Genomic DNA, 14,103 nt, shown 5'->3' on the forward strand with positions numbered 1-14,103 from the left:
ATGTCCGCCTTCAGAGGCGGAGCTCAGGCCGAGCGGTACAGCTCCGCCACCCGGAAGGCCAGGTCCAGCGACTGGCTCCGGTTGAGGCGCGGGTCGCACGCCGTCTCGTAGCGCCGTGCCAGGTCGTCCTCGACGATCTCCAGCCCGCCGCCCACGCACTCGGTGACGTCGTCGCCGGTGAACTCGATGTGGATGCCGCCGGGGTGGGTGCCGAGCGCGCCGTGCACCTCGAAGAAGCCCGCCACCTCGTTCAGCACGTCGTCCAGACGGCGGGTCTTGTGGCCGCTGGGCGCCTCGAAGGTGTTGCCGTGCATCGGGTCGCAGACCCACGCCACCGTGGCGCCGCTCGCCGTCACCTTCTCCACCAGGTTCGGAAGGTGGTCGCGGATCTTCCCGGCGCCCATCCGGGTGATGAACGTCAGGCGGCCCGGCTCGTTGTCCGGGTTCAGCCGCTCGATGAGCGCGAGGGCGTCCTCGGGGGTGGTCGTCGGGCCGAGCTTCACGCCGATCGGGTTGCGGATCCGGGAGAAGAACTCCACGTGCGCGCCGTCGAGCTGGCGGGTGCGCTCGCCGATCCAGACCATGTGCGCCGACACGTCGTACGGCAGGCCGGTCCGGGAGTCGATCCGGGTGAGGGCGTGGTCGTAGTCGAGGATCAGCGCCTCGTGCGAGGAGTAGAACTCCACGGTGTGGAACTCGTTCGGGTCGGCCCCGCAGGCGCGCATGAACGCCAGGGCCTGGTCGATCCCCCGGGCGAGCTGCTCGTAGCGCTTCCCGGCGGGCGACTCGATCACGAAGTCCTGGTTCCAGGCGTGCACCTGCCGCAGGTCCGCGTAGCCGCCGCGGGTGAAGGCGCGGGCGAGGTTCAGCGTCACGGCCGAGGAGTGGTAGGCGCGCAGCAGTCGCCACGGGTCGGGGACGCGGGCCTCGGGGGTGAAGTCGAAGCCGTTCACCATGTCGCCCCGATAGGTGGGCAGCTCGATGCCGTCGCGGGCCTCGGTCGGCTTGGACCGCGGCTTGGCGAACTGGCCGGCCATCCGGCCGATCTTCACGACAGGCACCTTGGCCGCGTAGGTGAGCACGATCGCCATCTGCAGCAGCGTCTTGAGCTTGTTGCGCACGTCGTTCGCGGTCGCACCGGAGAAGGTCTCGGCGCAGTCGCCGCCCTGCAGCACGAACGCCTCGCCCCGCGCCACCGCCGCCAGCTCGGCCTTGAGCTTGTCGCACTCGCCGGCGAACACCAGGGGCGGCAGCCCCTTGAGCTCGGCGACGACCTTCTCCAGTTCGTCGCGGTCGGGCCACTCGGGCTGCTGCGCCGCAGGCAGCTGCCGCCAGGAATCGAAGTTGATGCTCACGACACACCAGGCTATTGCAACGGCGTCACCGGCCGGACCCCTTTGTTCAAGGAGTGAGACACCTTTCGCCATAAATGAGACGCCGGCGGGGGGATTCTTGTGCCGGCCCGCCGGTTCTCAGCTCACTTCCGCCGGGGAGGGGGCGCCTCCGGGCTCCTCACGTGCTCGGGGAGGACGCCGAAACCGATGAAGCGGCGGCCGAGGGCGCCGACCACCGGGAGCCGGGAGACGTCACGCGGCAGCCCCACCGGGCGGACCCGGCCGGAGAGGGTGGGACTGATCAGCGCGGCCTGCACCGCCCGCTGGGCGAGCTGGGTGACCGCCGTGGGCGGCATGCGACGCCGCTGGACGCGGGCGAGCAGTGACTCGGGGATGTCGGCCCCGGCGGCGAGGGGCCCGGCCAGCAGGTTGGCCGCCGCCACGGCGTCCTGCACGGCCAGGTTGATGCCGACCCCGAAGATCGGTGACATGGCGTGCGCGGCGTCGCCGATGGCCAGCAGGCCGGGACGGTGCCAGCGCGACAGCCGGTTCACCCGGACCGACAGCACACTCACGTCGTCGAAGCCGTCCAGCAGCCCGACGCGGTCGCCGAGGAACGGCAGCAGGCCGGCGACCTGCTCGCGCAGCGCCTTGATCCCCCCGGCACGCAGGGCGTCGAAGCCGCCCTTGCGGATCACGTAGGCGAGCTGCCAGTAGGAGCCGCGGTCGATCGCCACCATGATGCGGCCGCTGGACAGCCGCAGGAAGGTCTGGCCGAGGTCGGACGCCTCGCGCGGCAGCCGGAACCACACCACGTCCATCGGCGCGCCGAACTCCTTCGGCACGAGCCCGGCGGCCCGGCGCACGGCGGAGGTGCGGCCGTCGGCGGCGACGGTGAGCGTCGCGCGCAGCTCGTGCTCGCCTTCGGCGTCGCGGTAGCGGATCCCGCGCACCGCGCCGCCCTCGCGGATCACGCCGGTCACCTCGGCGTTCATCACCAGCCGGAAGGACGGATACCGCCCGGCGGCCTCGGTGACCAGGTTGAGGAAGTCCCACTGCGGGACGAAGGCGATGTAGCGGTATCTGCTCGGCAGCCGGGTCAGGTCGGCGACGGGTGCCAGACCGTCGTCGGTCATCATGACCAGCCGATGCTCCTTGCGGTGCGGCAGCCGGTGGAACTCCTCGGCGAGCCCCAGCTCGTCGAGGATCTGCAGGGTGGAGGGGTGGATGGTGTCACCCCGGAAGTCCCGCAGGAAGTCGCCGTGCTTCTCCAGCAGTGTGACCTTGACGCCCGCGCGGGCCAGCAGCAGCGCGAGCATCGCTCCCGCCGGGCCGGCCCCGGCGATCACGCACGTGTTCTCTGTCATAATTCATCACCCATTGAATTATTTCACGGGTGGGACCGAAGGTAAACCTCCTTCCGCCGATCCGCCGATCCGTCCGGTTCCCGCACGACCCGCCCGGTTCCTGTACGGTCCGCCCGGTTCCTGTACGGCCCGTTCGATTCCTGTGCGACCGTGCGATCACTCTTCCGGGGGACGTGCCCGGCGCCCAGGCTGCGATAGAAATCCGGCATGACTGTCTACGAGACCGAGCGGCTCATCGTCCGCGAATGGACCCACGACCCGGCCGACCTCGACCGGATGACCGACATCTACACCCGGCCGGAGGTCCTCCGCTGGCTGCCGCCCTTCGACTTCGAGGCGGCGCCCGCGGTGGACGGCTGGCACGCCTTCCACGAGCGCGACCGCAGGTTCGGCTCCTGGGCGGTCGAGGTCCGCGACACCGGGGTGCCCGCTGGGACCGTGCTGTTCCGGCCGATCCCCGGCGGCGACGGGGAGGTCGAGGTCGGCTGGCACTTCCACCCCGACTCCTGGGGCAACGGCTACGCCACCGAGGCGGCCCGGGGCGCGGTCGAACGCGGGTTCGCCTCCGGGCTGGAAGAGGTGTACGCCCTGGTCAAGCCGGGCAACGACGCCTCCATGGCCGTCTGCCGGCGGCTCGGGATGACCTCGCGCGGCCGTACCACGCGCTTCTTCGGCCTGGAGTCGGAGATGTTCCACCTCCCGCGCCCGAGCTGACGACCGCGCCGGGCGCCCCGGCCACCGGCGAGGGCGCTGCCCGAGCACGGGACCCACGACCGGCCCGGCCGACGCAGGTGCTCACCCGCCCGCGCCACCGGGTACCCGGTCCGCCGATCGGCCGGCCCGGTTGGCCCCGTCAGCCGATGAGGCCGCCCAGACGGCCCTCAAGCAGCAGCAACAGCTCGCCCAGCAGGTCGGCCAGCTCCCGCTCACGCTCGGCGGGCAGCCCGGCCAGCAGCGCGGTCTCGTACTCCAGCTGCTCCGGCAGCAGCCGCATGATGAGCTCCCGGCCGGCGTCGGTGAGCGACAGGTGCGCCACCCTGCGGTCGCGCTCGTCCACCCGCCGCGCCACCAGCCCGCCGTCCTCCAGTCGCTTGAGCCGTTTGGTGACGGCGGCGCCCGAGGCGAAGGTCTCGCGGGCCAGCCGGCCGGGGGTCAGCTCGCCGCCGACGCGCAGCAGCGCGCACAGGATGTCGAACTCCGGGCGGCTGACCCCGGCACGGCCCAGCGGCGCGTCCCCGGCGTGCTGCAGGAGCGCGACGCACCGGGTGAGCCGGCCGATGACCGCTATCGTGTCGAGGTCGGCATCGGGCAGGACCCGCCGCCACTGGCGCAGCGCGATCGCCACGGCGTCCTGTTCTTGCTCATTGCGACGCTGCGCGTCGCGGCTCGGGGGCTCAGACCCGATGTCTTCCCTCGTCACTCCGTCGCTCCGCTCTCTGCTCATTGCGACGCTGCGCGTCGCGGCTCGGGGCTCTTGATCCGGTGTCTTCCCTCGTCACTCCGTCGCTTCGCGACTGCGTTCCTCAGTCCAGACACCGGCGCCCCTCACTGTGCTCATTGCGACGCTGCGCGTCGCGGCTCGGGGCTCTTGATCCGGTGTCTTCCCTCGTCACTCCGTCGCTTCGCGACTGCGTTCCTCAGTCCAGACACCGGCGCCCCTCACTGTGCTCATGGCGACGCTGCGCGTCGCGGCTCGGGGGCTGGTGACCGCTGACTTCCCTCGTCGTTCGCTCGCTGCGCTCTCTGCTCATGGCGACGCTGGCGCGTCGCGGCTCGGGGGCTCTTGTCCGGTGTCTTCCCTCGTCACTCCGTCGCTTCGCGACTGCGTTCCTCAGTCCAGACACCGGCGCCCTCTCGCGGGTCCCGTCAGTTCGGTGAGTTTGCGGTGGCCGGCGCGTTCGGCGGTGGTGATCCGTTCCTGGGGCAGGGCCGTGCTCCACCATTCGCCCGCCGCGGTGTCGGCGGCCTCGCGCAGCTCGACCAGCGAGGCGTTGAGGCGGTCGCGGGCGGCCCTGGCCTGGCCGGGGTCGGCGGGCGACGGCTCGGCCACGACCCGCTCCAGGCGCTCCAGCCCCTCGTGGACCCGCCGGGCCGCCCGCCGGTCGGGCAGCAGCACGCACGCCGCCAGTCCGGCCACGGCGCCCACGCAGGTGTCGAGCCAGCGGTCGGCGACCAGCTCGCCCACCGGCTGGACCCCGGCGAACTGGGTCATCAGGATGGACATGGGGGCGACGAACACGCTGCCCAGCCAGTAGTTGCGGGTGATCGTCGCCTCGGTGAGGAACTGCATGACCAGCACGGTGGCCACGAGGGCGAGCGGCCCCAGCCGGGTCAGCGGCACCACCAGCGTGAACAGCGCGACCCCCAGCAGGTTGCCCACGACGCGCTGCAGCGCCCGGTTCCACGAGAGCGTGGTGTTGGCGGCGAACACCGCCGCCGCGGTCACCACCGCCCAGTACGGCCGGCCGACCCCCAGCGCCATCGACGCCCAGCCGGCCAGCGCGGAGCCCGCCGCCACCATCATGACCACGCGCCATCTCCCGGCGACCTCCGGCAGGAGACGGTGGCGCCGGGGCCGCTCGGCGGCCACCCCGGACAGCTCGGCCTCCTCGCCCGCGTCCTCCCCGGGCGTCCCGGACCGCCCGGGGATCGGCAGCGGGCGGCCCTTGCGCAGATCGCGCGCCCACGCGGTGAACGAGTCGGCCTCGGCCGCGTGCCGCGCCGGCAGCGCCGCCGCCGACTCGGCGCGCACCAGGAGCCGCCGCAGCTCCGCCCGGCTTCCGGCGGTCCCGGCGCGCAGCAGCGTCTGCCAGGCGGCGTTGACGGCGGCCGCGGCCGCGTGCCGGGCCTGCGGCGGCTCCTGGCCGCCGGACGAGGCCCGCAGCAGGCGGGCGGCGGCCTCCAGGGCCCGGGCGACCGCGATGCGTTCCGGCCCGTCCGGCCTGACCAGCGCCGGGGCCATCCCGACCAGCCATGCCACGACCCCGGCGGCCAGCGCCAGCGCCAGATGCGCGGGAACGTCGGCCAGGCGCTGCGGCAGGAAGGCGGCGCTCACCGCGACGAAGGTGAGCACGACGTGCCCGGGCGGGCCGATCCGGGCCGCGTCGCAGGTGGCCTTGTGCGCCCCGGCCAGGAGCGCGGCCACCGCGACCCGCAGGACGGTGGAATCGGTGAGCGAGGCGGTGACGAGCCCGACGGCGATGCTCGCCAGCATCCCCGCCACGACCCACGCCAGGGTCCTGGCCCGTGCGGCGTACGGCAGGCCGTGGCCGTACAGGGCGCACAGCGAGCCGCCGGCGGCGTAGGCGGCGAGGTCGGGCCGGCCGGCGAGCAGCAGCGCGAACTGGGGGACGGCGACCGAGGCCACGGCACTGAACGCCGGCTTGTGCCAGATGTCGCCGAGCGGTCCCAGGCGCAGCGACGCGCGGACGGGCATGCGGACGTGGAGGATCGGCTTCTCGACGGGGAACACGCTCACCCATGAAGCTTACCAGGTGTTTTATATGTAAAACATCTGCGAACCGTACGCTCTGGGGGCTGTGACCTGGGGAACGTCGCCGGAATGGCGCGGGGCGGCGCGGGCTCAGCAGGGCGAGATCGTCCAGGACGCCTCGGCCTTCTCACCGGGTCGCAGCACGATCAGGTCGGTGCCGGAGTTGAAGGCGTCGGGCGGGCAGGTCATCGGCTCCACCGCCAGCCCGCGGTGGCCGAGGCCGGTCCCGGTGCACACCTGCACCCAGGGCAGCACGGAGGCGTCCCAGCGCACCTCGACCCCGCCCTCGGGGCCGCGCAGCCGTACCGCGGCCTGCCCGGAGACGTCGGCGGCGAGGCCGGTGAAGGCGTGGTCCACGGCGGTGTCCCCCACCACGCGCGGGGCCGTGAAGTCGTACGGCGTGCCGGAGACGTCCTCCAGCGCGCGCGGCAGCAGCCGGTCGTCCACCAGCAGAACCCTGCCGGCCGGCACGTGCAGCTCATACCGCTCGACGTCGTCGCCCGCCAGCAGCCACGGGTGCGGGCCGCAGCCGTAGGGGGCGTCGGCGTCACCGGTGTTCTCGGCGGTCAGCGTGGTGGTCAGCCCGCCGGGGGTCAGGGAGTAACGCACCTCCAGGGCGACGGTGAACGGGTAGCCCGGGGTGGGGGTGATCGTGTGGGCGAGCCGGACGAAGCCGTGCTCGTCCTCCACCGACAGCCACTCCACCGCCGTCCAGTCGGTCTCGGCGACCAGCCCGTGCAGGGCGTTGCCGCGATCTTCCTCGTTCACGGGCAGCCGGTGCTCCCGCCCTTCGAAGGTGTAGCGGGCGCCTCCGACGCGGTTGGGCCAGGGGGCGAGGAGGGTGCCGCTGTAGTAGGGGATCGGCCCGTCCTCCGGCCAGGAGACCACGAGGTCGCGCTCGCCGTCGCGAAGGACGCGCAGGGCGGCGGACCGCTCGGTGATCTCGGCGTGCATGGTGCCGCTGCGGAGGGTGAACTGCCGGGCCAAGGGGAGATCCTTTCGATCGGGCGGGCGGTGCGGGCGCCCTACCCCATTTTCGCAGCCCGGTCACCGCCGGGACCGCCGGAACATATATGGGAGCGCTCCCATAATGGTCCAACGTTAGGGATCACCGCATCGGCGGTCAACGGCCGCCGATCCCCGAACCGATACACGCCCGTGTGTATCCGGTCCGTATCTGCCTTGACCGCGGGCCTCCGTAACGTGACGGGCACCCGCGGAACGGCCGCGAGGGGACACGCCGCCGGGAGCGCCGACATGCAGCACGCCGCCGTCCACGCCGTCCTCGCCTGCCGGGCGTTTCTGGCGGTGCTCTTCATCGCGTCCGTCCACGGCAAGGCGCGCCGTGGGACGGCCTACCGCCGTTTCGAGGAGGCGGTGGAGCGCCTGCTGCCGTCCTGGCCGCCGGCGCGGAGGCTGGGGAGCCGGCGGATCGCCGCCCTGGTCCTGGCCGCCGAGGCGGGCGTGCCGGTCCTCGTCGCGGCGCCCGCCACGGCTCCGGCGGGGCTGCTCCTGGGCGCCGCCCTGCTGCTGGTGTTCGCGGGGGTGCTGGCCCGTGCCGTGCGCGCCGGTCACGACGGCGCCTGCCACTGCTTCGGTGAACCGGCCCGGCCGGTCGGCCGGGGGCAGGTGATCAGGAACCTCGTGCCCGGGTCCGCGGCCCTCGCCGCCGCCGGCCTCGCGACGCGAGGCGGTACGGCCGGCCTCGAAGGAACCCTCGTCGCGGTGCTCGCCGGCGCCCTCCTCGCCGTGCTCGTCGTCCACGCCGAGGACGTCGGAGACCTGTTCCGGTCCCTGTGAAGCCTGGAGGATCCTCCCGATGCCCGAACCAGTCCCGTCCGGCCCGCCGCCCGCCCCGGCGGCCGGGCCGCCCGGCCTCCCACCCGGCCTTCCGCCGGGTCTCCCGCCGGGTTTTCCGCCGGGCTTTCCGCCCGGCCCCCCGTCCGTCGGGCCGTCCGCCGGGGCCGGTGACGCCGCTTCCCGGCCCCGGGCGCGGGCGAGCGTACGGGGCGCCGCGGCGGCGCTCGCCCTGGCGTGGCGGGCGGGCCCGTGGCTCGCCACCGCCTTCGCCCTGCTCACCCTGGCCGGGGCGGCGCTGCCGGTGGTGACGGCGTGGCTGACCAAGTCGGCGATCGACCTCATCGCCCGGGGCGCGGCCACCTCCCCGGCCCTCACCGGCCTGGGCGCGGCGCTGGCGGCCTGCGGCGTGCTGGCGGCCGTGGTCCCCCAGGCGGCGCGGTACGCCAGGGAGGAGACCGGCCGCCGGGTCGGGCTGGCCGCCCAGGACCGGCTCTTCCGGGCGGCCGAGCGCTTCGTGGGGCTGGCGAGGTTCGAGGACCCGGTCTTCCTCGACCGGCTCAGGATGGCCCAGCAGCACGGCGCCACCACGCCGGGCCAGGTCGTCTCCGCCGTCCTCGGCATCGCCAGGACCACGGTCACCGGGGCGGGGTTCCTCGGCTCCCTGCTGGTGGTCGGCCCCTGGATGGCGCCGGTGGTCGTCTGCGCGGCCGTCCCCTCGCTGGCCGCGGAGCTGTGGCTGGCCCGGCGCCGCGCGGCCATGCTCTGGCGGATCGGCCCGGCCGAGCGCAGGGAGTTCTTCTTCCGGGAGTTGCTGGTGAACGTGCAGGCCGCCAAGGAGATGCGCCTGTTCGGCACCGGGGCGCACCTGCGGGAGCTGATGAACGGCAGGCGGCGGGCCGCGAACGCCGAACGCGGCCGGACGGACCGGCGCGAGCTGCGCGTCCAGGGCGCGGCCGGCACGTTCGGCGCGCTCGCCGCCGGCGGCGGGCTGGTCTGGGCGCTGCACGCCGCGGCCGGAGGCGGTCTCACCGTCGGTGACGTGTCCCTCTTCGCGGCGGCCGTCGCCGGGGTGCAGGGCGCTCTCACCGGGCTGGCCGTGGAGGTGGCGGCGGCCCATCGGCAGCTGCTCCTGTTCGGCCACTACCTGGCCGTCCTCGGCGGCGAGCCGGACCTTCCCGTACCGCCCCTGCCCCGGCCGGCGCCGCCGCTGCGCCGCGGCGTGGAGCTGCGCGACGTGTGGTTCCGCTACTCGCCGGACCACCCGTGGACCCTGCGCGGCCTGAACCTCACGATCCCGTACGGCGAGGCGGTCGGCCTGGTCGGCAGGAACGGGGCGGGCAAGAGCACGCTGGTCAAGCTACTGTGCCGGATGTACGACCCGGAGCGCGGGGAGATCCTGTGGGACGGGACGGACATCCGCGAGCTGGACCCCGCCGGGCTGAGGGCGCGGATCGGCGCGGTGTTCCAGGACTACATGCAGTACGACATGACGGCGGCCGAGAACATCGGCCTGGGCGATGTCGGCCGGATCGGGGACCGGGCACGGATCGAGGCCGCGGCCCGCGGGGCGGGCGCGCACGGGTTCGTCGCCGCGCTGCCCCGCGGTTACGACACCCTCCTGTCCCGGCTCTTCTTCCAGGGTGACGACCTGGACGGCGATCTGGGCGGTGACCTGGACGGCGGTCCGGACGGCGGCGCCGGGAACGGGCCGGGCGGTGGCCAGGGGACCGGCGTCCTCCTGTCGGGCGGGCAGTGGCGGCGCCTCGCGCTGGCCCGCGCCTACCTCCGGGGGGACCGCGACCTGCTGATCCTGGACGAGCCCGGCTCCGGACTGGACGCCGAGGCCGAGCACGAGATCCACGTCGGGCTACGCGAGCACCGGCGGGGACGGACCAGCGTGCTCGTCTCCCACCGCCTGGGCACCCTCCGGGAGGCCGGCCTCCTCGTCGTCCTGGACGGGGGCCGGGTCGCCGAGCAGGGGACCCACGCCGAGCTGCTGGCCCGCGGCGGGCTCTACGCCCACCTGTTCGGGCTGCAGGCCCAGGGCTACCGGACCACGGAGCCGGACGACGGCGATCTGGCCCCGGCGTTTCCCCCGGGCGCGGGAAACGGTGCGCGAGCCGATCTCCCCGGGGCGTGACGCGGGATACACGGTGGCGAGTACCGGCGCTGTAGGGATCCCATCGACGGTCCTCTTACCTTTCGAGATGTCCACCGATCGATGGGAGAGAAGAATGTACTGCTTCTGTAATTCCGGCCGCTGGTGCTGCGCCACCACCACCTACTACGCCTGCTACGACCACGGCTGCTGAGCCGAGATGAGATCCGGGGGCGCGTCCGTTCCGGGCGCGCCCCCTTTCCCGTTCCGCCGGAAAGGAAAAGGGCCAGGAATGTATTTCGTCGCCGCGCTCGTGGTGCTGGTGGGCGTCGTGTGCACGCTCGATCTCCTCTTCACCGTCAGGCTCACCCGTCTCGTGAGGGCCCTGCCCGGGCCGGCCGGGCACTCCGGGCCTCCCGCCCTCCCCGGGAGGCTGCCGGACCTGATGCTGCCGGTCGGCGAGGTCGTCGGCCCCTTCGAGGCCGTGACGGCCGACGGCGAGGTGCGCCGGGGCCCGACCCTGACCCCCGGCCGCACCCTGGTCGGGGTCTTCACCAAGAACTGCCCGCCGTGCGCCGAGCGGGTCCCGCAGTTCCTGGAGGCGGCGAAGAACCATCCGCACGGGCGGGACGCCGTCCTGGCGGTGCTGGTCACCGACGGTGAGGACGTCTCGGACTACCGGGACACGCTCCAGCCGGTGGCGCACGTCATCGTCGAGAGGAAGGGCGAGGCCGCGACCAGGGCGCTGGGGGTGCGGGGCTACCCCGCCCTCGCCGTCCTCGACGAGCGGGGCGGGGTCCTCGCGGCGGGGACGATCATGGCCCACGTCGAACCGGCCCTCTGACGGGAGCGCCGGATCGGCCCCACCGGCCCCGCCGCCCGGTGTCCACCGGTCTTTTGAGCCGTTCCCGCCCTACCGCGGCGGCGATCCGGAACGGGGCCCGGACGCCGCGCCGGGCCGTTCGGGGTCCGGCCGTCCCGTGCGCCCCGGGGTGATGAGCCGCTCGCCGGGCCGTTCGAGGACGGCCCACTCCGGAAAGCCCGGCGCGAGGTGACGCGCGGCGGGTCGTCCGGGGACCCGCCCGTTCCGGGCGACCTCCGAGGCGAAGCACCGCACCAGGCCGCCCACCCGGTAACGGGCCTGCCCCACGGGCTCGATGAGGCGCAGGTCGGCGAGGCGGCCCAGGGCGGCGGACGCGGTCACCGTGTCGCACGCGAGGGACCGCGCCACGTCAGCGGGGGTCAGCTCGACGGCCTGCGCCGTACCGAGGTGGTGGAAGAGCTCGACGGCCGCGCTGTCCACCGGGCCCGTGCCGGACAGCAGCACCCGGTAGTCGGTGTCGATGCTCTCCCGGATGGGCAGGTCGCCGTTGCCGAGCAGGTCCATCCGGTGGCGCTCGTCCGCGAGCAGGCCGGCGAAGGCCGCCAGCGACCACTCGCGCCGGGCGGCGAGCCGGGTGCCGGCCGCCCGCAGCGGACGCGGCAGGCACTCGCAGAGTTCGGCGATCCGGTTCGCCGCGGCGGGGTCGGCGTCCGTGCGATCCGTGCCGCACAGCCCGGCCAGCAACTCGCGGGCGGCGTCACCCGGCAGGGGCAGGATCTCGACGTGCTCCGTACCCTCCAGCGTGGACAGCATGGCCCGGCTGGTGACGACGACCGGGCAGCCGTCGCAGGCCGTCAGCAGCGGCCGTACCTGGCCGTCGTCGAGGGCGTTGTCCAGCAGGACCAGCGGGGCGTCGTCGCCGATGCGCAACCGGAGCACCTCGGCCGCCTGGACCGGGTCCCACGGGATCCGCTCGGCCGGCACGCCGAGGGCGGTCAGGAAGCAGGTCATGACCCGCGAAGGGTCCGGGGGCGGCGCCCCGGGACGGACGTCCTGGAGGTCGGCGTAGAGGTGCCCGCCGGGACGTCCGGCGGAGAGCAGCCGGAGGACGTGCCTGGCGAGCGCCGACTTGCCGACGCCGCCCGGGCCGTGCAGGACGATCCTGGCCGGACGCCGCGTCTCTCCGGCCAGGCGCGTCAGTTCCTTCACCTCCCGGTCACGGCCCACGAGGTCGCCCGGGGACGGGATCATCCGCGGGACCACCCGGCGGGCGCCGGACGGGCCGGGCCGCCGGGCGGGCGCGGGGACGAGTCCGGGGTCGCGGTTGAGCATCCGGCGCTGGAGGGCGACGAGGTCCGGGCCCGGCTCCAGACCGAGGCCCTCGCGCAGGACGGTCCGCGCCCTCTCGTAGGCGGCCAGCGCCGCCGCGACGTCGCCCGTGCGGTACAGCGCGAGCATGAGGTGGCCCCACAGCCGTTCCCTGGTGGGGTGCTCCGCGACGGTCTCGCGGAGCTCGTGGAGCATCTCGGCGTGCTCACCCAGGGCCAGCCGGGCCTGCGCGAGGTCCTCCATGGCGAGGCAGCGCTGCTCGGCCAGGACCGCCAGCCGCGACGAGAGCTCGGGGGTGCGCGGCACGTCCTCGGCCTCCGCGCCGCGCCACAGCGCCAGGGCCGCCGACAGGTGGCGCAGGGCGGCCCGCGGGTCGCCCCCGGCCAGCACGGCGCGCCCCTGCCGGGCGTGCTCCGTGAAGTCCGCGATGTCCGACTCGCCGTCGCGGACCTCCAGCGTGTAGCCGGGAGCGTGGGCGACGAGACGGTCGTGGTGACCGCCCAGGACGTCGCGCAGGCGGTTGACGTACGTCCGCAGGTTGGCCACGGCCGAGCGGGGCGGCTCGCCCTCCCACACGGCCGCGGTCAGGCGGTCCAGGGAGACGACCCGCCCCGCCTCCAGCAGGAGTACGGCGAGCACGACGCGCTGCTTCGGCGCACCGAGCGGGACGAGGCGGCCGGAGTGGCGTATCTGGAGCGGGCCCAGCAGGTTGAACCGCAGAGTCATCAGACCTCCACGCGTTGACGCCGGGCCCGGGGCCCGGCGGACGTGCCCGGTGGAAAACCTTCTGCGCGTGGGACGCCGCCCACGATGACGTTCTGTCGGAAAGGGAGGACCCGCCGGGACGCTCAGGCCGAGTCGCGCTCGACCAGGTGGGTGTCCAGTATCACGACGGGCTGTTCCAGGCGCTCGCCGTTGATGCGGGCGACGAGGAGATGGGCCATCTGCCGGCCCATCGCCTCGGTCGGCTGGTGGACGCTGGTGAGCGTGGGGGAGGAGTGGGCGCCGGCGGGGGAGTCGTCGAACCCGATCACCGCCACGTCCGACGGGACCGCCCTGCCCTCCTCGCGCAGCACCCGCATCGCCCCGAGGGCCATCGGGTCGGAGGCGGTGAACACGGCGTCCAGGTCGGGGTGGTCGGCCAGCAGGCGGATCATCGCCTCCATGCCGCTCTCCTCGCTGAAGTCGCCGTAGTCCACGATCTCCGGTAGACCGGTGGCCAGCAGGGCGTCGCGGTAACCGGCGAGCCGGTCGACGCCCACGCCCATGTCCTGCGGACCGGCGATGGTGGCGATCCTGGTGCGGCCCTTGCCCAGCAGGTACTTGACCGCCTGCCGGGCTCCGGCCCGGTTGTCGACGTCGACGTAGCTGTAGGGGGTGAGGCCGACGGGACGGCCGCCGATGACGGTCGGCACGCCCATCGCCTCCAGGCGCTCGGGCAGCGGGTCGGCGCCGTGCAACGAGATCAGCAGCACCCCGTCGACGTGCTGGCCGGTGAGGTAGTGCTCCAGCCGCTCGTGCTCCTGCTTCGACTGCGCCATCGCGAGGATCAGTTGCAGACCGGTCTCGGATAACGCCGAGCCGATGCCGCGAATGGTCCCGGCGAAGTAGGGTTCGTCGAAGACGCGAAGCTCCGACTCCGAGACCACCAGCGCGACCGTGTCGGTGCGCCGGGTGACCAGTGCGCGGGCCGCCCGGTTCGGGACGTACCCCAGCTCCTCGATGGCCTGCTGCACCGCCTCACGGGCCTTCTCGCTCACCTTGGGTGATCCGTTGATGACCCGTGACACGGTGCCGCGGCCGACACCGGCCAGTGCCGCGACCGCCTCAAGTGTCGGACGACGGTCGCCGTTCATGTC

At 74.0% G+C, this 14,103-nt stretch carries 11 protein-coding genes; 4 read left to right on the plus strand and 7 right to left on the minus strand.

Annotated features, from left to right (window positions below; translation table 11 throughout):
- Positions 1-23 precede the first annotated feature (23 nt).
- Both ACQP10_RS13915 and ACQP10_RS13920 read right to left on the minus strand, forming a co-directional pair.
- A complete protein-coding gene (locus ACQP10_RS13915) occupies positions 24-1,355 on the minus strand; it encodes a class II 3-deoxy-7-phosphoheptulonate synthase (protein ID WP_179818141.1) in 1,332 nt (443 codons plus the stop codon).
- 122 nt (positions 1,356-1,477) lie between these two features.
- A complete protein-coding gene (locus ACQP10_RS13920) occupies positions 1,478-2,701 on the minus strand; it encodes an FAD-dependent oxidoreductase (protein ID WP_433541489.1) in 1,224 nt (407 codons plus the stop codon).
- 207 nt (positions 2,702-2,908) lie between these two features.
- Between ACQP10_RS13920 and ACQP10_RS13925 the strand changes: the two genes are divergently transcribed.
- Positions 2,909-3,415, plus strand: coding sequence for a GNAT family N-acetyltransferase (locus ACQP10_RS13925; protein ID WP_346020071.1), 507 nt, complete (start codon positions 2,909-2,911; stop codon positions 3,413-3,415).
- Positions 3,416-3,554: 139 nt separating this feature from the next.
- Here the strand turns inward: ACQP10_RS13925 and ACQP10_RS13930 are convergent, their stop codons facing one another.
- The 3 genes from ACQP10_RS13930 to ACQP10_RS13940 all read right to left on the minus strand — a co-directional run bounded on the left by ACQP10_RS13930 (position 3,555) and on the right by ACQP10_RS13940 (position 7,181).
- Positions 3,555-4,046: a MarR family winged helix-turn-helix transcriptional regulator gene (locus ACQP10_RS13930; protein WP_346020070.1), complete on the minus strand. Its 492-nt coding sequence runs from the start codon at positions 4,044-4,046 to the stop codon at positions 3,555-3,557.
- 486 nt (positions 4,047-4,532) lie between these two features.
- Positions 4,533-6,179, minus strand: coding sequence for an FUSC family protein (locus tag ACQP10_RS13935; RefSeq protein ID WP_433541490.1), 1,647 nt, complete (start codon positions 6,177-6,179; stop codon positions 4,533-4,535).
- Positions 6,180-6,284: 105 nt separating this feature from the next.
- Positions 6,285-7,181, minus strand: coding sequence for an aldose 1-epimerase family protein (locus tag ACQP10_RS13940; protein WP_433541491.1), 897 nt, complete (start codon positions 7,179-7,181; stop codon positions 6,285-6,287).
- Between the two features lie 270 nt (positions 7,182-7,451).
- Between ACQP10_RS13940 and ACQP10_RS13945 the strand changes: the two genes are divergently transcribed.
- From ACQP10_RS13945 to ACQP10_RS13955, 3 genes are all read left to right on the plus strand, one after another.
- Positions 7,452-7,994 (plus strand): MauE/DoxX family redox-associated membrane protein, encoded by a 543-nt coding sequence (locus ACQP10_RS13945; RefSeq protein WP_433541492.1) that lies wholly within the window; start codon positions 7,452-7,454, stop codon positions 7,992-7,994.
- Positions 7,995-8,013: 19 nt separating this feature from the next.
- Positions 8,014-10,134 carry an ABC transporter ATP-binding protein gene (locus tag ACQP10_RS13950; RefSeq protein ID WP_433541493.1) on the plus strand — a complete coding sequence of 707 codons (2,121 nt, stop codon included), beginning with the start codon at positions 8,014-8,016 and terminating at the stop codon, positions 10,132-10,134.
- 250 nt (positions 10,135-10,384) lie between these two features.
- Positions 10,385-10,936, plus strand: a complete 552-nt coding sequence (locus tag ACQP10_RS13955; RefSeq protein ID WP_433541494.1) for a redoxin family protein — start codon at positions 10,385-10,387, stop codon at positions 10,934-10,936.
- A gap of 69 nt (positions 10,937-11,005) precedes the next feature.
- Here ACQP10_RS13955 and ACQP10_RS13960 read toward each other — a convergent pair whose 3' ends face one another.
- Positions 11,006-12,970 carry a BTAD domain-containing putative transcriptional regulator gene (locus ACQP10_RS13960; RefSeq protein ID WP_433541495.1) on the minus strand — a complete coding sequence of 655 codons (1,965 nt, stop codon included), beginning with the start codon at positions 12,968-12,970 and terminating at the stop codon, positions 11,006-11,008.
- A gap of 122 nt (positions 12,971-13,092) precedes the next feature.
- Positions 13,093-14,100 carry a LacI family DNA-binding transcriptional regulator gene (locus ACQP10_RS13965; protein WP_179818132.1) on the minus strand — a complete coding sequence of 336 codons (1,008 nt, stop codon included), beginning with the start codon at positions 14,098-14,100 and terminating at the stop codon, positions 13,093-13,095.
- Positions 14,101-14,103 lie beyond the last annotated feature (3 nt).

This window comes from Streptosporangium sandarakinum (assembly GCF_050942225.1).
GTDB lineage: Bacteria > Actinomycetota > Actinomycetes > Streptosporangiales > Streptosporangiaceae > Streptosporangium > Streptosporangium nondiastaticum.